The sequence below is a fragment of the Nonomuraea turcica genome (assembly GCF_030718205.1).
Taxonomy (GTDB): Bacteria; Actinomycetota; Actinomycetes; order Streptosporangiales; family Streptosporangiaceae; genus Nonomuraea.
Genome location: NZ_JAUZQF010000003.1, coordinates 405,950 through 425,248 on the forward strand (window position 1 = coordinate 405,950; position 19,299 = coordinate 425,248).

The following is a 19,299-nucleotide window of genomic DNA, read 5'->3' on the forward strand; positions in this document are numbered from 1 at the left end:
CCGTACAGCCTCCGGCAGCATGGCCAAGGCGCTGTCGGCATTCGGGAGGGCGGATGGCTGTGCACGGATCACTTGAGGACTCCGGGAATGGTCCCTCTGTACGAAAATCGGCGGTTCTGCTGGTCCTGCGCTACTACTGCGGTGAGCTGAAGCGCCAGTGGCGGGTCTCGGTGCCCGCCCTGACGCTGCCGGCGATGGGGAACATCTGCCTGTTCTACCTGGCGCCGCTGGCGGTCGCCGGGCTCGTGGGGCATCTCTCCGAAGGCGGGGACGGCACCGTCGCCGCGTTACTGCCGTATGTGCTCGCGTTCGGCGGGTTCCTGCTGGCGGGCGAAGTGCTGTGGCGAGTGGGACTGCACTTCCTGAACCGTACGGACGCCCGGGGGATCGAGCGGCTCGGCGTGGTGGGCATGGACGAGCTGCTGACCAAGGACGCCGCCTTCTTTCACGACAACTTCGCCGGGTCGCTGACCAAACGGGTGCTGGGATTCTCCTCCAGGTTCGAGGAGTTCGCCGACACGCTCACCTTCTCGATCATGGCCAAGGTGGTGCCGCTGGCCTTCGCCTCGGTCGTGCTGTGGCGCTATCACCCGCTGCTGGTCGTCGTTCTCGTGGGCCTCATCATCGTCACCGGCTTTCTCGTCGCTCCGCTCATCCGCCGTCGCCAAGCGCTGGTCGACGAACGTGAGGCGGCCAAGGTGCTGGTGTCGGGCCACGTCGCCGATGTGCTGGCCAACATGGAGACGGTCCGCGCGTTCGCCGCCGAGGATCGCGAAGCCACCGAACACCGGGCCAGGGTCGCCGAGCAGGGCAGGCTGTCGCTGCGCTCTTGGGATTACGGCAATCTCCGGGTGGACACCGTCGTCGCCCCGCTGTCGGTCCTCACCAGCGCCGTGGGCCTGCTCCTCGCCGTGGCACTGCGGGGAGGCCTGGGGGTGGAGGCCATCGTGGTGACCTTCTCCTACTACTCGACCACGATCAGCATCATGTTCGAGTTCAACCAGATATACCGGCGCATCGAGAGCGTGCTCACCGAAGCCGCCCAGTTCACCGAGCTGCTTCTCGTGCCGCCGACCGTGGTGGATCCACCCGACCCGCTGCCGCTGCGCCCGGCCGACGCGAGCGTACGCTTCGAGCGGGTGAGCTTCGGCTACGCCGATGGCCGACCGTTGTTCGAGAACCTGGATCTGGACATCCCCAGCGGCGCCAAGATCGGGCTGGTCGGCCAGTCCGGCGGCGGCAAGAGCACCCTGACCCGGCTGTTGCTGCGCCTCATGGACGTCGACGGAGGCCGGATCCTGATAGGCGGCCAGGACATCGCCCGCCTGCGTCAGGCCGACCTGCGCAGTCTTATCGCCTATGTCCCGCAGGAGCCCGCCATGTTCCACCGGTCGGTGCGCGACAACATCGCGTTCGCCCGGCCGGGGGCCACCGATGCCGAGATCCTCCGGGCCGCGCAGGCGGCGCATGTCATGGAGTTCGCCGACTCTCTGCCAATGGGATTCGACACCTTGGTCGGCGAGCGCGGCGTCAAGCTCTCCGGCGGCCAGCGGCAACGCCTCGCCCTGGCGCGCGCGATCCTGCGTGACGCCCCGATCCTGCTGCTGGACGAGGCGACCAGCGCCCTGGACTCCGAAAGCGAAATCCTCGTTCAGGAAGCCCTGTGGCACTTGATGCAGGACCGTACCGCGCTCGTGGTCGCGCACCGGTTGAGCACCGTCGTCCGCATGGATCGGCTTGTTGTGCTCAACCGCGGACACATCGTGGAGCAGGGCACCCACAGCGAGTTGCTCCAGGCCCAAGGTCCCTACGCTCGGCTCTGGCGGCACCAATCCGGCGGCTTCCTGGTCGATGACGACACCCCGGACGGCGATCCACCGGTGAGCCGAAGCACGCGCCAGGCGATCACGTCATCGCCACGGGACCGAGCCGAGCGGTGACCAGAGCGGGAGCGGCGCACCCTGTCGCCACTCCCGCTCGGCGTCCGCGGGTCTTCGGAGGTCAGCTCGCGCTGCAGGAGACCGTCGGCCAGGTGGTGTTGCCGTTGTGCTGGATCGTCGCACCCCAGTTGTTGCCGCTGCCGTTGGGTCTGGCGGTCAACACCTGGGCGCTGGGGTAGCTGGCGCTGATGTTCCAGGTGGCGATGATCTTCGCTGGAGACGGCACGTTCATCGTCACGGTCCAGTTGCTCGAGCCGCTGACCGATACGTTGAGGTTGTATCGGTCGCTCCACTGCTGGCCCGCGGACAGCGTCGCGGTGCAGCCACCGCCGCCGCCGCCGCCACCGCCGCCGGAGGAGCCGCCCACCGTGATATTGGAGTTCCCGCTGCTTTGATATCCCTCGGTTGCGAGGATCATGTAATCATGGGTGCCGAGATTCATTCCACTACGGGCCCAGGCGTCAAAGTGATTGCCGGAGGTTATGGTTCCGCCCGTTTTCTTCGACTGCCGGACGCTCCAATACTGATTGAAGGTTCGGGTGCCTTCGATGGAGGGGGCGTTGTAGCGCGTCGTCTGGTAGATGTCGTACGTACCGCCATCGCTGGTGACCGTGCCCTTGTACGTTCCGGTAGGCCGGTAGGTGCCCCAGTTGTCGACGATGTAATACTCCACGAGTGGATTTCTCGTCCACCCGTAGAGCGTCAGATACGCATTGCCGGACGGATTGAAGCTGCCTGAGTAGTTCACGGTTCGGCGTCCGCCGGGGTTCCAGCCCTTGCCGGCGACGAAGTTCCCGGTGTTGCGCCATGAGGTGCTGTAATTGCCGCCGGATCCCAGTTCCATGGAGACCGTTCCGGAACTGTCGGTCCAGAACGAATAGAAGTAGCCGTTGTTGGTGCCGGTTTGATTGGACGTGATGGGGGCCGCGTGGGCGATGCCGGGCGGCATCGTCACAGCCAGGACCAGTGCTACGGCTACGGCACAGGCACGGCCGATGAGCAGCCTGGTGCGGCCGCGTCTGCGACTCTTCGAGCGGGTGGGGGCGCCGTTCATGTGCGTGCTTCCTCCTTGTGAAGGCTGGCGGGGCGCGCGCAGGGGTGATCCGGACGAAACTATCGGTGCGATGGCGAAAGTGTCGGACGCCTCCATCGAGTTGTCAACGGCCTATGCCAGCCAGTGAAGATCTTAGGGGTGCGTTCCGCCTGCATGGTGGCTCTTCCTCATGAATGGGGCGTGTGAAAGTTTCGTTGAGACTCCGAAACATGCCAGGTTTGGCACCATCATCGAGCCCATTCGGGTGCGGGGGCGGATTGTCGGAGGCTGCCGTTAGGGTCCGGGCCATGATCGCTTGTTTACGGCGGGCGGGCCGAACCCGCGGCGCCTGGTGGAACGAGGTGCCCGCATGAATCCCTGGCTGGAGGTCCTCGACCGCATCGAGGCGGGCGACGACGAGGACCTGGCGAAGTTCCTGGACGGGCTGAGCGACCTGGGCCGGCGGGCGGTCGCCATGCAGCTCCCGGGCCACCTGACCGAGGAGCTGCGCGGCGGGTTCGTAGCCCGCCGGGAGATCGAGGGCCTGGCGCCCGGATACCGGCTCGCGGGGGCGGCCTGCTTCACCGGGGCTCAGCAGGTGGCGGCCTGGCTCAACCGCAGGGAGCTGCGCCTGGTGCGCGACCCGGAGCAGGACGCCGGCCGCATCGTGTCCCTGCTGCGGCGCCGCCCCGTGGAGTGGCGCCGTGACCTTGCCGTCCGGTTGGTGGACCGGCTGAGGCCGCCGACCGGCAGGACGTGGCGGCGCATGGAAGGCCTGCCCGGCTGGGACCTGGCCGCCGCACTGGTGTCCGAGACGGGCCTCGAGCTCCCGGACGGCGACGCCTTCGTCGTCGGGTGGGTCTGGCGGCTGGCCCTGCGGCGGCGCGGGCGCGGCCCTGGCATCGACGACGATCCGCTGCTCGGTCCCCTGCTGCCGCGCCTGTTCCAGGTGCTGGGTGTGGCCGAGCCGCTCCTGAGCATTGCCGGCGAGTTGGCCGTGCTGGCCGATGAGGGCCGAGTGCCCCGCGGGACGCTGATCGACGGCTGCGCCGGCCGGTTCCTGACCGGCGGCCCGGCCGAGGAGATCGCCCCGTTCATACGGCTCTGGCGGCTGCTGCGGCCGGAGCCGGAGGAGATCCCGGTCCTCGACTTCGTCCGCCTGCTGCCGGCGGCCGCCCCGCCGCTGGCGGAGCTCGCGCTGGAAGAGCTGCAGCGGGCCGAGACCGCGGGGTTGCTGGACGACGAGCTGTTCGCCGAGGCCGTGGGGTCGCTGGCGTACCGGCTGGAGAAGAAGCTCCTCCAGGCCGCCGTGCAGTGGCTGGCGCAGACACCCGCGCCACGGAGCGGCGGCGCGGTGCCCGCGCTGGCCACCGTGTTCGACGTGGACACCCCCGCCCTGCGGGCACGCGCGGTGCGGCTGGCGGTCAAATTGGCCCCGCACGCGGACGACACCGGCCGGGAGGCGATCCGCGAGGCCGCGGCCCGGCTGCCCGCCGATCTGCGGGAGCGCGTGGCCGCCGCCTACGGCGTGATCACGGGGGTGGAGCCGGAGCAGCCGGTCGCCGCCGTCCTGCACGCGCCCGCGCTGCCCGCCCTCGCGCAGCCGGTCGCCTCGCCGGCCGAGCTGGTCGCGGAGCTGCGGGCGTTGGGCTGGTCGGAGGAGCCGCAGCAGTGCGAGCGCGTCCTGGCCGGGCTTGTCGAGCTGACCCACTGCGATCGCGACGGCATGGCGGCGGCGCTGCGGCCGTGGTGGGAGGAGAGCCGGCCGCAGCCGGGCGACCCCAACATGTACGTGTTCGACCGTGACGGCCACGACAGCGGCGTCCACACCCTGCTGGCCCGCTGCGCGCTGGCGGTCGTGGCGCCCGAGCAGAGCCGGCAGGTGAGCACGTCGCTGGCCGAGACGAACGCGTACCACATCTTCAGCGAGTGGCCGCCCCAGCGGTTTGTCCGGCGCCGCTTGGAGGAGGTGATCGCGCTCTTCGAACGTGGGGAGACGATTCCCGCGCTGCTCGCCACGCCGACCGCGGCCACCGGCCACGTCGACGCCGCGACCTTGGTGGGGCGGATGGAGCGGCTGGGGGAGAGCGAGCCGCTTGCGGCCGACTTCGACCAGGCGCTGCTGCGGCTGCCCCGGCACATCGACCCCGAGCTGCTCGTACGGGCGGAGAAGCTGCCTTCACAGGCGGGCCGGGCGCTGGCCGCGTGGTTGCGTGACGGCGGGTGGCCCGACCCCGCTGTGGACTGGGAGCTGCATAAGGAGGAGAGGCCGAACTACTACGCCCCCCGCAGTTGGTCCCAGCAGCTGCGCTCCAAGGTCGTGCCGACCGCTGGCCTGCCCGCCTGGCTGGAGAAGCTGTGGGTGGCCGAGCCCCCGAGCACGTATCTCTCCTCCCCGCGCGACGCCTTGTGGTGGCCGATGATCATGCCCTCGCACCGCGAGATCGTGGCCGCCTGGCTCGTGCGCTGCAGGCCCTGGCTGTCCGGCTCCAACGACGTCAGGATGGAGGCCCTGGCGGCTCTGGCCCATGGCGAGGGCCCTGCGGGGGCGGCCACGGCGGTCGCGATCGCGGGCGGGCTGGGGCATCGGCGGGACGCGCAGCGGGCGGAGGCGGCCGGCGCGGCGCTCACGCTGGCCGCACGCGGGCAGTTCCCCGCCGCCGACCTCGGGTGGGCCATCGCGGAGCTAATCCGGCACGAGTTCGTCGTGCTCAAGAGGATCTCCGCCCCACTCGCCGATCTGACGGCGGCCGGCGCGTACGCCGAGGTGTGGCGGACGCTCGCCGTGGCCCTCCCCCTCCTGCTGCCCGGCCCGGGCGAACGGTCGCGCGCCGGGCTGGGCGAGCTGCTGGGCGTCGCCGCGCGGGCGGCTGTGCTCGCGGGCGCGCAAGGCGAGATCTTCGGGCTGGCCGAGATGGCCGCGCGCAAGGGGTCGAGCCTCGTGCTGTACGAGGCGAGACGCCTGTACGAGGCCATCTCCCAGTGACGGCTCACCGGTGCCGGCGTCGCCGGCCGCTACTGCCAGCCGGTCAGCTCAACCGAGACCACGAGCGGGTCGCGGTCCAGGTCCGCCAGTGCCGAAGGCCGGACGGCGGCGGTCAGCAGCGTGTCGGTGAGCGCCGCGCGTACCTCGACGCCGGGTGGCCGGTATCCCGGCTGCGACACCTCCACCACGCCGGTCGCCGGATGGTCGCGTGCCCAGCGCTCGTCGCCCAGCAGCCAGGCCCGGACGCGCGCCTTGCGGTACGCGCCCGGGTCCTGGCCACCGGCAGGGATCATCCTTGCGCCAGCTTCTGCACAGCCCTGAGCGCCTCGGCCACCTCGGCCCGGCCGTGCCCGTAGCGGGCGTGCCACCCTTCGGCGGGAGGCGGGTCGGTACGGGCCGCCAGGATGACGATCCGCCGCAGCGTCTCGATGTCCAGTTCGACGCCGCGGGCGTCGGCTTCGGCCAGGACCAGCGCCGTCAGACCCGTGACAGCGGGAGCCGCCATGCTGGTGCCCGACTTGGCGATGACGCCGGTGCCGGTCTTGGAGCGGGCCGCGACGACCTTGTGCCCGGGGGCGCTGAGTTCCGGCCGCTGCCTGCCGTCGCGGGTCGGCCCCGACGCCGAGAAGCCGGACAGCGGGCTGCCCTGGGTGTGCGCGTCGTAGGAGCCGACCGCCAGGGCAAGCCGTCCGCAGGCGATGGAGCCCAGGGTGTGGCTGTTGTCGCGCGGCTCGGCGAACGTCGTCTGCACGACGTTGTTCCGCTCGATCCAGGCGTGGTAGCCGCCGTCGTCCACCTGCTCACCGTGCAGCCGGATGGTCCAGGCGCCCGGAGCGGCGTGCCGCTCCAGGAAGACGTCCACCACGTTGTCGCCGTTGAGCGGGTCTGCCCTGCGGTGGCTCACGAACAGCAGAGTAGTGGTGCCGTCGTCGGCCACGAGCCTGCCGTTGGAACCGAGCGGCACCGAGCCGAGGCTCTTCCCGGAGGGATCGATCAGTTCGGCGGTGAAGCGGTCGCGGCCGGAGTACCAGATCTCCAGCTCCCCGTGCCACTCGGGCGACGACGGGGACACCTCGGGGATCACCCAGCGCAGGTCGGACGTCCCGCCCGCGGCGACAGCGCCGGCGGCGTGGACGCCGTCGTTGAAGGAGTTGCCGGCCGACAGCACGACCATCCGGTTGGGACGCTCGGACAACATCGCGTCCAGGCCCCTCTCCACCAGGCTGGAGCCGTCGTGCGGCCCACCGTTCGTGCCGATGCTGATGTTGATCGCGCACGGCCGCTCGGCCGCCTCGTCGAACAGGAATCGCACCGCCTCCAGCATGTGCACCGAGTCGCCGAGGAAATCCTCCACCACGCCCGGCCCCTGCCAGGTGATGTCGGAGTGGGAGATCTGAACGAACGCGATGGCGGACTCCGGCGCGACCCCCGGCGTCCCGGAGCCGCCGCCGTTGCCGGCGGCGATGTCCGCCACGTGGGTGCCGTGCCTGCCCGGGGAGAGGGTGGGCGGGTTCTCGCCGGGGTCGTAGCCGAGGGCGCGGTAGGGATCCTCGGCAGCCAGCGCCAGGTCGATGTCCCTGGAGCTGTGGCGCTTGCCGTACCCGAACGGGCTGTCCGGGCCGGATGCGGCGGTCTGGTCCCACAGCGCGGCGACGCGGGTCGATCCGTCCGGCCGGAGGAAGTTGCGGTGCGCGAAGTCCAGGCCGTAGTCCACCACCCCGACCACGACGCCGGCGCCGCCGGCGGTCAACGCCCCGGGTGGCCAGGCGGCCGGCGCGGCCTTGAGATCCTGGACGGTGGCCTGGAGCATCGGCATCATCGCCTGCGCCAGCTTCAGGCTGCGCACGCCCGCCGACCGGCGGATCGGCTCGATGCCGGTGAACGGGACCCGCGCGGTCACCAGCCGATGCCCGTCGACCTCGCCGATCACGGCGCCGAGCCGTACGTCGTCGCGGGCGGCGAAGGCGTCGGCATCTTCGACGAGGGCGAGGACGGCTACCTCCGTCTCGCTGCTGGTGTTGGTGGCCATGGTCAGCATGCCATCCTGATAGCGGCTCAGCGCCCACTGCAGCCGCGGGTCCATGTGCGGATAGATGCTGGTGCGTGCGAGATGCATCGTGCCCCCCTGTCCTCGTGGTCGTGCGCTCCTGCAAGAGGCAGAGTGCGCCGAAACCGCGAGGCGCGCATGAGCACCCCCCTACTCAACCGCGAGACGCTGCGACAGACCGAGGCGTGCGGCCGGGGCGCCGGCCCGACGATCTCAGTCCCGGCCGGTCATGCCTGCTTGCTTCCTGTGGGACAACCAGGTCATCACCCAGAGGATCACGCCGATCGCCAGCAGCACGCCCGCGATTTGGTATTGGCCGGCCGGACGCCCGGAGGACCAGGGAAGGACCAGGTAGAGGCACGTGATCGTGCCCACCACGGGGAGGACGCGGCCCGCGTTGAAGTGCTCCGCCGTCGTCTCGTCCCTGCGCAGCACGAGAACGGACACATTGACGAGGGCGAAGACCGCGAGCAGGAGCAGCGACGTCGTCCCGCCCAGCAACGCCACGACGGGGCTGTCGGGGTCCAGCGAGACGAAAGTGATGAGCCCGAGGGCGATGGCGGTCGTGAACAGGATCGCCGCGTAGGGCGTGCGCCGGGAGAGGTGCACCTTCGCCAGGAAGGACGGCAGCACGCCCTGCTTGCCCATCCCGTACAGGAGCCGGCTGGCCATCAGCATATTGATCAGTGCGGAGTTGGCCACGGCGAACATCGAGATGAACGGCAACAGGTCGGAGATCGGGAAGCCGGGGGCCGCGGTCTGCACCACCGTCGACAGCGGGGTCTCGCTTTCGGCGAGCCGGCCGACGGGGACCACGGCGACGGCGCAGATGGACACGAGGATGTAGATCACCCCGGTGATCCCGATCCCGGTGAACATCATCCGGGGAAAGATCCGCGCCGGATCCTTGGTCTCCTCCGCCATGTTGACCGAGTCCTCGAAACCCACCATGGCGAAGAAGGCCAGCGACGTCGCGGCGCTGACCGCCAGGAACACGCTCTTGTCGGCAGGGGTCTCGAAGGCGACGACGCGGGAGAAGTCGGCGTTGCCGCCCGCGATGAAGTAGAGGCTGATCAGGATGACGAGCAGCAGGCCCGAGAGCTCGACCGCGGTGAGCACGATGTTCGTCTTGACGCTCTCGGCGACGCCTCGGAGGTTGACGGCCAGCACCAGGAGCATGAAACACAGGGCGATCAGCAGGATGACGCCGTTGCCGACGTCCAGACCGAAACCCGCGACCAGGTTGGCCGCGAAGGCCCGCGAGGCGGCTGACGCCGAGGTGATGCCCGAACACATCACGGCGAAGCACACCATGAAGGTCAGCGCGTGCTTGCCGAAGGCCTTATGCACGTACAGGGCGGCTCCCGCGGCCTGCGGATATTTCGTGACCAGCTCCAGGTAGGAGCACGCCGTGATCAGCGCGACGATGAAGGCGATCGCGAAGGGCAGCCAGGCGGCGCCGCCCACCTCGCCGGCGACCTGGCCGGTCAGCGCGTAGATCCCGGTGCCGAGAATGTCGCCGACGATGAACAGCAGCAACAGGCCGGGGCCCATCACCCGCTTCAGGCTGGGCTGGCCGCTGCTGTCAGCCTCGGCAGGACTGGGGGGACTGACCTGAGACATAGGGGGTGCTCCTTGTCGTGCATCAGCCGTGGGGCTGGATGGGCATGGGCCGGTTCAGGAGTGCCGCACAACCGAGCCAGGCCCCCGCTGGCGCGGATCAGGGTTGTTTCGCTGCGCCATCTGCGGCCGACCGGCGCCCGCGCGCCAGGTCGGCCACGTGATCTCGACTGCCATTCTGACACTCTACGGTCCGTGCAGTCATCTGTGAACACAACGTCACGCTGCGCTGACACCTGACGCCTTTGGGGCGGATGAGCTGGATTCCCGCCGAGCGTTCATGGCCTATGCGTCGGTGCGGTAGACGGCGATCTCGGTCAGTGTCGGGGTGTACACCTCGGTCGGTTTCTGCCCGGTGAGCGCCACCCGGAGCCGGGAGGTCGTGACGTTGCCGAAGCCGGTCACCGTCAGGTCGTGTCCGATGCCGTCGGCACGGCTCGCGAAGGTCACCCAGGCGCCGGTCCCGGCGTCCCATCGTTGCAGGTCGAATGTCTGGACCCGCGGGTTGGTGCCTGAGTCGGTGTATTCGTCGAGGTACACCTCGTCGAAGGTCGTGTCCGCGCCGAAGTCGATGTCGAGCGTGATCGGGTAGGTCGCGTCGTCGGCCGCCGCCCAGCGGGTCGCCGGGTCGCCGTCGGTCAGCTTGTCAGCGGTGAGCGTGCCGTTCGCGCCCGGGTGCGTCGAGCTCGCGGTGACCGGTTTGCCGAGCGCGAGGTTGACCCGGTCGTCCGTATCGTCCTCGATGGGATCGTCGTCCACCGGGTTGGCGACCTTCTCACCGATCCAGCTCTCCGCGATGCCCAGGTCCGGTGCCTTGCCGTAGTAGAGGTGCGTGCCGAGGAAGTCCTCGGTGCCCAGGTGCGGGTTGTACCGGCCGGCGTCGATGAGCGGCGAGTCGCCGCGCAGCCTGAAGTGCGCCGCGGCCGTCCGGATCCGGTCCACGCCCGCCCCGGTGACGTATTTCGCCGGGTCGCCCACGAACTTCGGGTCGACCCGCAGCCCGGCCCGGTCAGCCGGTTCCTGGCTGGAATGGGTGCCGCTCGCCTCGTAGAAGTCGTTGTTCGAGAACACCGCTTGGCGCAGGGCGCCGGTCCGGCGGTACCACGGCGTAGATTCCGTCGTGGAGGCGTTGTAGAAGATGTTGTTCAGGAAGTAGACCTTGCTCAGGAACGTCTCGTCGTGGAAGTAGTCCATCTCCGCGCCGTCGTACACGAAGGTGTTGTTCACGAAGTAGGTCGGCGAGTAGTTCGACGACAGCATGTTCTTCACCAGCACGCCGTTGTCGTTCACGCTCAGGTTGTAGCGGGCGACCGAGTTGGAGCTGTTGCCCATATACGACATCCAGCCCGCCGGATTGTCGTGCGAGTAGTTGAACTGGTAGGTGACGTTAAAGTTCGTGTACTCCAGGTCCCACGGGGTGCCGTCGAACTCGTTGTACGGGCCGCCGTAGACCTCGTTGTACTGCATCACCGAGTCGGCGCCCGCCCACAGATAGAGCGCGACGGACACCGAGCCATACCGTTCGAGGAAGCCGTTGACCTCGTTGTACTCGACCGTCATGTTCTTGGTGTTGGCCAGCTGGATCGCGCCCTGGCCGACGCTTTCGGCGTAGTTGTGGCCGATGTAGACGTCACGGCTGTACAGGTCGCGGGTACGCACCCAGAGCTGCTCCCAGCCCTCGTGGAACTTCCCGCTCTCGTCGTACTGGCCGGAGTCCGCACCGTCCGCGGCGAACCAGTTGAACGCGAACTGCACGGCGTGCAGCTCGACCTTCATGAAGGTGTTGTTCTCGATCCTGACGTCCTTGAAGTAGTAGCCGCCGGTGGCGTACTCCTTGTAGTTGCGGCTGCCGAAGACCTGGAAGTTGACGCCGCCGTAGTGGATCCGCTGCCAGTTGCTCGGGCCGTCGAGATCATGGACGTACACGTTCGAGATGCGGAAATGGTCCATGATGCTGTCCGCGCCGGCCGGCAGGAGGTCGGCGTTGATGGAGACCATGATGCCGTCGCGGACGTGGCGCCCGGTGGTGATGTCGGTGGCGAAGTCGTCGTCGTTGGACAGCTCGACGTTGTTGATCTCGAAGTACTGCTGGTTGCGCAGCACGATGGCCCCGGTCAGACCGACCGTGTCGGGGTTCTTCGTGCCGTCGGCGCGGAAGGGGCTCGGCACCTTGCCGTTCGCCGCGATGTACGGCGTGCGGGCGGCCGGGTCGCCGTACGCCGAGATGGTGATCGGCTTGCCCGCGCTGCCCGAGCCCTTCGGCCATAACTGCTGGTCGTGCCACTGTGCGCCGCTCTTGAGCAGGATGCGGTCGCCGGGCATGAACGTCGTCGCGTTCGCCTTGGCCAGGCTGCGCCAGGCGGTCTTCGGTGAGGTGCCGGAAGCGTTGTCGCGGCCGTTGGTGGCGTCGATGAAGTAGTCCCTGCCGCCTGCCGGGTTCGGCGCGTTGCCGGGCAGATCCTTCTGGGCGGCGGCGGGGGAGCGGTCCGGGGCCGCGGCGGCGGGCGCGGCGGGCGCGAGCGAGCCCGCGAGAAGCGCGGCGAGCAGGGCGGCGAGGCCCATGCGCAGCCTCCGCGCCGCGGGGCGCCGGCGGGGCGGCGCGACGGGGGGTACGGTGCCGACAGGTTTCACTGGTGCACATCCTCTGCGTTGATGGCGTCCACCGCCGCCGTGTCGACCTTGATGTCGCTGTTGTCCACTCGGCGCTGGAGGAACTGGGCGAACTTCTCCTCGATGAGCGACTGCCGGATGCGTCGGGAGTACTCGGCGAACGCCGCGTCCTCGTCGACGGTCTTGCCGTTGAGTTCGTAGTAGGTGATCTGGCCGGTCCCCGGGACGGGGGCGGAGATCTGGCCCGCGGCGAGCTTGCCGAGCACCGCCATGAGGTCCTGGTCGTGGACGGCCGAGCCGCCGCCGCGGTGCGTGGCGGTCGTGAGCTCGGCGCCCGGCTCTCGATCCGCGACCTCCGCCAGCCGGTCCGCCGCGGCCACCCGCCGCTGGAGGCCGGCCGCGTAGTCCTGGGGAGCGCCGTCGGGCACCGGCACCACGAGCTTCGCGTACGTGTACGTGGTCGCGTTGGCGCTCCAGGCGTCCCGGTCGGCGTCGAACGCCTGCCGGACGTCGGCGTCGGTGACCCGGAGCGGGCCGCCCGCCTTCTTGCCGAGCCGCTGCTTCAGCGCGGTCGTGAGCTCGGTGAGCCGGTGCGAGTAGTACTCCTCGGGCGAGAATTCCACCAGGCCGTAGACGACCTCGCCCCGGGCGACGGCGTTGGCACGGCGCTCGTTCTCGCCGGCCAGCTCGGCGAGGAAGTCCGCGTGGTCGGCGGAGCCGATCAGGGCTTCCTCCTTCGCGAGGACGAGCGTGGTCTTGTCCCGCCGGATCTCGTCGAGTGCGCGGGCCGCGAGCCGCCGCAGTGCGGTCCGGTCGCCGGCCTTCGTGGTCCACGCGGTCCCGCCCTGGATGCGTAACTCGTTCTGGACCTGGGGCGCGAGCCGCTGCATGTGGAAGAGCAGCTCGTCGCGGGTCACGGCGTGCCCGTCGATGGAGGCGACCTCGCCGGAGCGGTGGGTGAGCATCACGCCGGCGACCACCAGAGCGGCGAGGGCGGTCACCACGCCGGCGACCAGGAAGACGGCCCGGCGCCGGCGCGCCGGCCTGCGCACGGCGCCCTTCCGCACGGCGCCCTTCCGCACGGCGCCCTTCCGCACGGCGCGCTCCCTCACGGCGCCCTTCACGACGCCGCCTCGATCGCGGCCACGCGGGCGACGACGGGTGTGTCCCGGGCCTGGGACACCTCGACCAGCACGGCGTCGACCTCGGCCGGCGGGAACGTCAGGATGCGCTGGTAGCCCACGGCGTTCGCCGCGGCGAGCGTCGTCCACCGGCCGTCGCGGTGGCCCCGGACGACGACGTGCTCGATGCGCTGCCCCTGCGTGATGTCCTCGCCCACGACGACCGCCTCGATCGGGCGTGGCCGTGCGAACGCGAGCCGTACGCCGGGCAGGGGGTCGGCGTCGTCCGGCCGCCACGGCGCGCGCCCCCTGCCGGGCCACGCGGTCGCGACATCGCCCGCGCGCCCGGACGACACCGTCGCGGCCGCCTCGACCCGCCGCGCCTGGAAGTCCGCGATGCGCCGCCCGAGTTGCTCCAGCACCGCCACGTCGGTGCCCCGCACCCGCCCGTCACGGTCCGGCGGGACGTTGAGCAGGAAACAGGAGTTGCCGCCGACGACGCGCAGGTAGATGGCGAACAGCTCGTCCGCGGAGCGGACCGCGGCGTCCTCGGCCGGGTGATGGAACCATCCGCGCCGGATCGAGGTGTTCACCTCGGCCGGGTACCAGACCAGGTCATGCTCGTGCCCCGCCAAGGCGGCGCGGCTGCCGAGGTCGCGGTCGTCGCTGCGGACGAGCCGGGCGAAGGCGCCGTCGTCCGCCTGCTGCGAGCGGTCCGCGATCCGCTCGGCGTCCTGGAGGGCCCGGGGCACCACGCTCCACTCGTCGGGGCGGGTGTCCCCGGCCTCGTTGCCGCACCAGCGGACGTCCGGCCCGCACACGCTGATGACCGCGTCCGGCTGCAGCTCGCGGACCACCGCGTAGTACCGCTCCCAGTCGTAGACCTGGCGCTTGCCGTTCGGGCCCTCGCCGTTCGCGCCGTCCAGCCACACCGCGAACACCGGCCCGTACCGGGTGAGCAGCTCGGTGAGCTGGGCGACGTAGAAGTCGTCGTACGCGGTCCCGCTGCCGTAGGACGCCTCGGTGCGGTCCCACGGCGACAGGTAGATCCCGAACCGCAGGCCGTGCCGCCGGGCCGCGTCGGCGACCTCCGCGACCACGTCGCCCTGGCCGTCACGCCAGGGCGAGGAGGCGACCGTGTACGTCGTGACGCCGCTCGGCCACAGGCAGAACCCATCGTGATGCTTGCAGGTCAGGATCACACCGGTCATCCCGGCGCTCTTGAGCGCCCTGATCCACTGGTCGGCGTCGAGTCCGGCCGGGTCGAAGGCGGCCGGGTCGTCGTGCCCCTCGCCCCACTCCCGGTCCGTCATCGTGTTCATGCCGAAGTGGATGAACCCGTAGAACTCCATGGCCTGCCACGCGAGCTGCCGTTCGCTCGGCCGGACCGCGGCCAGTGCCCGCCCGGCCGACACCTCCGCGATCACCGGAACCTCCGGTTGTACGAGGCCAGCACGGCCAGCAGTCCGCCCAGCGCGGCGAGCATGATCGCGAGATGGCCCCACCCGGTCGTCGCCCGCGCGCTGACGACGACGGCGACGCAGCCGGCCACGACGAACGTGCGGGCGATGACGAGCAGCACGCTGCGCGTCGATTCCTTCATGACCAGACTCCTTCAGCCCTTCACACCGCCGGAGGCCATGCCTTCGATCAGCCGGCGCTGGATGAGCGCGTAGAAGATGAGGACGGGGACGATGACGATGACCATGCCGGCGTAGAGCCGCCCGTAGTCGGCCGCCGCCTTCTGCGCGGTCATCAGGTTGAGCAGGCCCACCTGCAGCGTCTTGCCCTCGCCCGGGAGCAGGGTGAGCGCGATGATGAAGTCGTTCCAGTAGGCCAGGAAGTTGAACAGGATCACGGTGGTGAGCGCAGGCCGCGCCATCGGCAGCATGACCCTGGTCATGATCCGCAGGCGGGACGCCCCGTCCAGGGCGGCGGCCTCCTCGTATTCGGCCGGTATCGACCGGAAGTACGCGGTGAGCAGATAGATGGTGAACGGGATCGACGTGGCCGCGTAGACGAGCGAGAGGACCCCTGGGTTGTCGATGAAGAAACCACCGGGGAGCACGTCGACGAGCGCCCGGTCCCAGCCGACGAGCATGAGGAAGATCGGCACCACGATGTAGTTGACGTTGACGAACAGCCCGGCCAGCAGCGCGACCTCCACGAGAGCGCGGCCGCGGAACTCGTAGCGGGCGATGACATAGGCCGCCGGCACGGAGACGGCCAGGACGAACACCAGCCCGAGCAGCGTGACGAGCACCGAGGTGAAGAAGTACTTGCCCATGCGGGCGGTGACGAACGCGTCGACGTAGTTCTGGAGGTGGAGGCCCTCCGGCAGCGCCCAGGGGCTGCCGAAGAACTCGCTCTTCTGTTTGAGCGAGGCGACCAGCACCCAGGCGACCGGCACGGCGATGGCGAGCGCGATCGCGGTGACGAGGACGTAGGTCAGTGTCCTTCGCCAGTTGATCGTGGTCATGGTGGCCGTCCTCAGAACTGGAGGGGCTCGCGCCGCGTCGCGCGGCTCACCAGGAGCGAGACGAGGAACGAGAACGCGAAGATGACGACGCCGATGGCCATGCCGTAGCCGTACGACGAGTTCGTGTACGCCTGCTTGTACATGTAACTCAGCAGGACCTCCGAGGAGCCGTCGGGCCCGCCGCCGGTCATCGCGCGGACCAGGACGAAGCTGAGGTTGACCGCGCTCATGACGAAGAACGTCAGCGTCGTGCGGAGGTTCTGCCAGATGAGCGGCAGCGTGATGGCGAAGAACTGCCGCCGGGCGGTCGCGCCGTCGAGCGCGGAGGCCTCGTAGAGCTCCTCCGGGATGCTCGCCATGCCGGACATGTAGAGGACCATGTAGTAGCCGAGCGACTGCCAGACCATCGCGAACGCGACGGACCAGAGCACCAGCTGCTGGTCGCCGAGCCAGACCTGCCGCAGGCCATCCAGCGAGAGCAGCCGCAGGGTGCCGTTGAGCAGGCCGTTCTCCTGGTCCAGGATGGCGGAGAAGATCGCCGCGATGACGACCACGGACAGCACGCTCGGGACGTAGAGGATGAACCGGAAGAGGGGCCGCCCCCGCAGCCGCTGCCGGGTCATGATCGCGGCGAGGAACAGGCCCACGCCCATCGTCACGACGGTCACGACGACGAGAAGCGCGACCGTGTTCTGGAACGCGCGGACGAACTGCTCGTCGTCGAGGAGCCGGGTGAAGTTGCCGAGCCCCACGAAACGCATGTCGGGGGAGAATCCGCTCCAGGTGTAGAAGGACATCCGGAACACGTTCACGGTCGGGACGATCATGAAGACCGCGAAGAGCACGAGCGCGGGCAGGAGGCAGGCGAGCACGAAGAGGCCGTCGCCGCGCCGGCGCCCTCCGATGCTCGACAGGCTGCCACCGGGCACGTCAGCTCCCCGCCTGGCGCAGCTTCTCACTGGCGTCGTTGAGCGCGGCCTGCCACTGGTCCTCGGTCTTGTCGCCGCTGATGATGCTGTTGGCCGTGTCGAAGAGCGTGGCCTTGATGTCGACGCCCGCGACGGGCGCGGTGCCGGCGAACCCGCCGACCAGCGCGGCGACCGACGGGTCCTCGTAGACCTTGTAGAACTCGGCGTTCTCCGCGGACAGGCTGCTCACGATGCCCTGGATCGGCTGGATGGCGTCCGACTTGGCGAAGATCTTCGCCGCCTCGTCGGAGTAGAGGTAGCCGACGAACTCCTTCGCCGCGTCCTTGTTTTTGGCCGCGCTGGGGATCCAGACCGACTCCACCGACGTGGTGATGTAGCGCTTGCCGCCCGCCGTGACCGCCGGCAACGGCGTCAGACCCCACTGGAAGCCGTCGGCGCGCGGGGCGTCCTTCATCTCGCCGACGACCCAGGTGCCGTTCGGCATGAACAGCGCCTTGTTGTCGAGGATCGCCTGCTGGTTCTTGGTGAAGTCCTGCTCGTTGGCGTAGCCGACCGTGGTCGGCGCGGCGTACTTCAGCAGCCGGGTGGTGAGGTCCAGAACCTGCCGGGCCTGCGGCGTCTTCCAGACGCCCTGCTTGTACGTCATGACGTCGGTGTAGAACTGATCCCCGCCGACGTCGGCGAGCAGCGCGAAGAAGAACGAGTCGAGGTACCCGGCGGTCGGGTACGTGAACAGCGCGATCTTCTCCTTCTTGGCCGTCTCGCCGAGTGCGAACATCTCGTCCCAGGTGGCCGGGACTTTCCAGCCCTTCTGCTCGAACAGACCCTTGTTGTAGACCAGCCCGGTCGGCGCGTAGTACATCGGCAGCAGGTACGTCTGGTCCGTGCCGTAGGGGTTGGTGTTGAGGTTGCCGACGATGCCCTGGATGAGCTTGTCCCCGACGGTCTTGTCCTCGCCGGGCACCTTCGCCTTCAGCAGGGGCGTGAGGTCCTCGAGGGCCTTGTCCTTGATGAGCGTCTCGGTGAGCGCGGCCTTGCGGCCCTGACCGAGCACCACGACGTCCGGGAACCGCCCGGCCTTCATGTTCGGGGTGATCTCGTCCTCGATGCTCTTCGAGATCTGCAGCTGTACGTCGACGTTGGGATGCGAGGCCTCGTACGCCTGGATGACCTCGGTGTACATGTCCCGCCCGTATCCGCCTTCGAGGGCGGCGACGCTCAGAGTCGTCTTGCCGGGGGTGCTGGAGCCCGAGCCGTCTCCGCCGGCCGAGCAGCCGGTGAGCAGTCCGAGCACCGTGATGGCGGCGCTCGCCAGGACGAGTGATCTCCTCATGGTTCTGGGATCCTTCCCGTGGACAGCTGCCCACCTGGGGGGTGGAGGACCGGAGTCCGGGTCCGGACGTTGTTACAGTGGCATCGATAACATGGAAGGCGCAAGAGGCACTTTGTGAACGGCCCGGCACGAGGGCTCAGGGACGACGCGGCGGCGCCGTGGAGTCGCGTATCGACAGCGACGCCGTGACGAGGGACTCGCCGGCGTCGGCTCCCCGCAGCAGCAGGGCGACGGCGGCCGCGCCGGAGTGGTAGAAGTCCTGCCGCACAGTGGTCAGCGGCGGGTGGCAGTAGGCCGCCAGGGCGATGTCGTCGACGCTCACGATGGACACGTCGCCGGGCACCGACCGGCCGCGCTCGCGCAGGGCGCGGATCACCCCGAAGGCCATCTCGTCGCTGGCGGCGAAGACGGCGGTCACGTCCGGGATCATCGCGAGGACCTGCCCCTGCCGGTATCCCGAGTCGGGCGACCAGTCACCCTCGAGCGGGGGCGGCGCCTGGATCCCGGCCGCGGCCAGGCACTCCTGCCAGCCCTCGCGCCGCTGGCGCGCCTCGATCCACTCATCCGGTCCCGAGACGTGCCACACCTGGCGATGCCCGAGGTCGAGCAGGTGCCGGGTGGCGATGCGGCCCGCCTCCTTCTGGTCGATCCCGAGCACCCGGGCGCTCGCGGTGCGGGAGCCGTCGAGCGTGACGGTGGGGATGTCCCGGGTGATGTCCTCCATCTTCTGCGTGACGGAGATGAGCGGCACGGCGATGACGATGCCGTCCACGCCCTGGTCGGCGAGCTTGGACAGGGAACGCTCCATCATGCCGGTGTCGAGCCTGGCGATGGTCGCGATGCTCACCGCGTATCCGGCCTCGCCCGCGGCCGCCTCGACGCCGGCGGTCACCGCGGAGCGGGAGTAGTAGCCGCCGGACTGCAGCAGCACGAGCCCGATGGTGTGGCTGCGCCCGGAGGACAGCACCCGGGCGGCGTTGTTGAAGCGGTAGCCGAGCTGCTCCACGGCGGCCAGCACGCGCTGCCTGGTCTCCGGGTTGACGTTCGGCGAGTCGCGGAGCGCGCGTGAGACGGTCTGCGCCGACACCCCGGCGGTCCTGGCCACGTCCGCCATGCTCGGCTGCCTCCTGGGCCGCGCGGTGGCCTTGGTCATGGCGCTCCTCTCTCGCGGGCGGGGCCGCCTGTCGTCTGCCGAATCATA

Annotated in this window: 14 protein-coding genes; 2 read left to right on the plus strand and 12 right to left on the minus strand. The window is 69.6% G+C overall.

Features of this window, described 5'->3' with window-relative positions:
• Nucleotides 1-53 precede the first annotated feature (53 nt).
• Nucleotides 54-1,940: an ABC transporter ATP-binding protein gene (locus Q9G87_RS10710; protein WP_305916106.1), complete on the plus strand. Its 1,887-nt coding sequence runs from the start codon at nucleotides 54-56 to the stop codon at nucleotides 1,938-1,940.
• A 61-nt stretch (nucleotides 1,941-2,001) separates the two neighbouring features.
• On the opposite strand, the gene Q9G87_RS10715 is transcribed toward Q9G87_RS10710, so the two are convergent.
• A complete protein-coding gene (locus Q9G87_RS10715) occupies nucleotides 2,002-2,994 on the minus strand; it encodes a glycoside hydrolase family 11 protein (RefSeq protein WP_305916107.1) in 993 nt (330 codons plus the stop codon).
• 349 nt (nucleotides 2,995-3,343) lie between these two features.
• Here Q9G87_RS10715 and Q9G87_RS10720 point away from each other — a divergent pair, with 349 nt between their 5' ends.
• The gene (locus Q9G87_RS10720; protein ID WP_305916108.1) at nucleotides 3,344-5,959 is read left to right on the plus strand and encodes a DUF6493 family protein; all 2,616 of its coding nucleotides are present in this window, start codon (nucleotides 3,344-3,346) and stop codon (nucleotides 5,957-5,959) included.
• Nucleotides 5,960-5,988: 29 nt separating this feature from the next.
• On the opposite strand, the gene Q9G87_RS10725 is transcribed toward Q9G87_RS10720, so the two are convergent.
• The 11 genes from Q9G87_RS10725 to Q9G87_RS10775 all read right to left on the minus strand — a co-directional run bounded on the left by Q9G87_RS10725 (nucleotide 5,989) and on the right by Q9G87_RS10775 (nucleotide 19,251).
• The gene (locus Q9G87_RS10725) at nucleotides 5,989-6,252 is read right to left on the minus strand and encodes a hypothetical protein (protein WP_305916109.1); all 264 of its coding nucleotides are present in this window, start codon (nucleotides 6,250-6,252) and stop codon (nucleotides 5,989-5,991) included.
• Complete coding sequence (locus Q9G87_RS10730; RefSeq protein ID WP_305916110.1) at nucleotides 6,249-8,075, minus strand: S8 family peptidase; 1,827 nt, start codon at nucleotides 8,073-8,075, stop codon at nucleotides 6,249-6,251. The genes Q9G87_RS10725 and Q9G87_RS10730 overlap by 4 nt, the downstream gene beginning before the upstream one ends.
• A 144-nt stretch (nucleotides 8,076-8,219) precedes the next feature.
• Nucleotides 8,220-9,629 carry an APC family permease gene (locus Q9G87_RS10735; RefSeq protein ID WP_305916111.1) on the minus strand — a complete coding sequence of 470 codons (1,410 nt, stop codon included), beginning with the start codon at nucleotides 9,627-9,629 and terminating at the stop codon, nucleotides 8,220-8,222.
• Nucleotides 9,630-9,911: 282 nt separating this feature from the next.
• The gene (locus Q9G87_RS10740; RefSeq protein ID WP_305916112.1) at nucleotides 9,912-12,257 is read right to left on the minus strand and encodes a discoidin domain-containing protein; all 2,346 of its coding nucleotides are present in this window, start codon (nucleotides 12,255-12,257) and stop codon (nucleotides 9,912-9,914) included.
• Entirely contained in the window at nucleotides 12,254-13,333 is a 1,080-nt protein-coding gene (locus Q9G87_RS10745; protein WP_305916113.1) for a hypothetical protein, read from the minus strand. Before Q9G87_RS10745 ends, Q9G87_RS10740 begins: the two co-directional genes overlap by 4 nt.
• Before the next feature lie 23 nt (nucleotides 13,334-13,356).
• Nucleotides 13,357-14,784: an alpha-L-fucosidase gene (locus Q9G87_RS10750; protein ID WP_305916114.1), complete on the minus strand. Its 1,428-nt coding sequence runs from the start codon at nucleotides 14,782-14,784 to the stop codon at nucleotides 13,357-13,359.
• Nucleotides 14,781-14,960, minus strand: coding sequence for a DUF6903 family protein (locus Q9G87_RS10755; RefSeq protein WP_305916115.1), 180 nt, complete (start codon nucleotides 14,958-14,960; stop codon nucleotides 14,781-14,783). Before Q9G87_RS10755 ends, Q9G87_RS10750 begins: the two co-directional genes overlap by 4 nt.
• Nucleotides 14,961-14,972: 12 nt before the next feature.
• Nucleotides 14,973-15,836: a carbohydrate ABC transporter permease gene (locus Q9G87_RS10760; RefSeq protein ID WP_305916116.1), complete on the minus strand. Its 864-nt coding sequence runs from the start codon at nucleotides 15,834-15,836 to the stop codon at nucleotides 14,973-14,975.
• Between the two features lie 11 nt (nucleotides 15,837-15,847).
• Nucleotides 15,848-16,765: a carbohydrate ABC transporter permease gene (locus Q9G87_RS10765; protein ID WP_305916117.1), complete on the minus strand. Its 918-nt coding sequence runs from the start codon at nucleotides 16,763-16,765 to the stop codon at nucleotides 15,848-15,850.
• A gap of 1 nt (nucleotide 16,766) precedes the next feature.
• On the minus strand, nucleotides 16,767-18,098 hold the full coding sequence (locus Q9G87_RS10770) for a carbohydrate ABC transporter substrate-binding protein (protein WP_305916118.1): 1,332 nt from the start codon (nucleotides 18,096-18,098) through the stop codon (nucleotides 16,767-16,769).
• Between the two features lie 136 nt (nucleotides 18,099-18,234).
• Nucleotides 18,235-19,251, minus strand: coding sequence for a LacI family DNA-binding transcriptional regulator (locus tag Q9G87_RS10775; RefSeq protein ID WP_305916119.1), 1,017 nt, complete (start codon nucleotides 19,249-19,251; stop codon nucleotides 18,235-18,237).
• Between the last annotated feature and the right edge of the window lie 48 nt (nucleotides 19,252-19,299).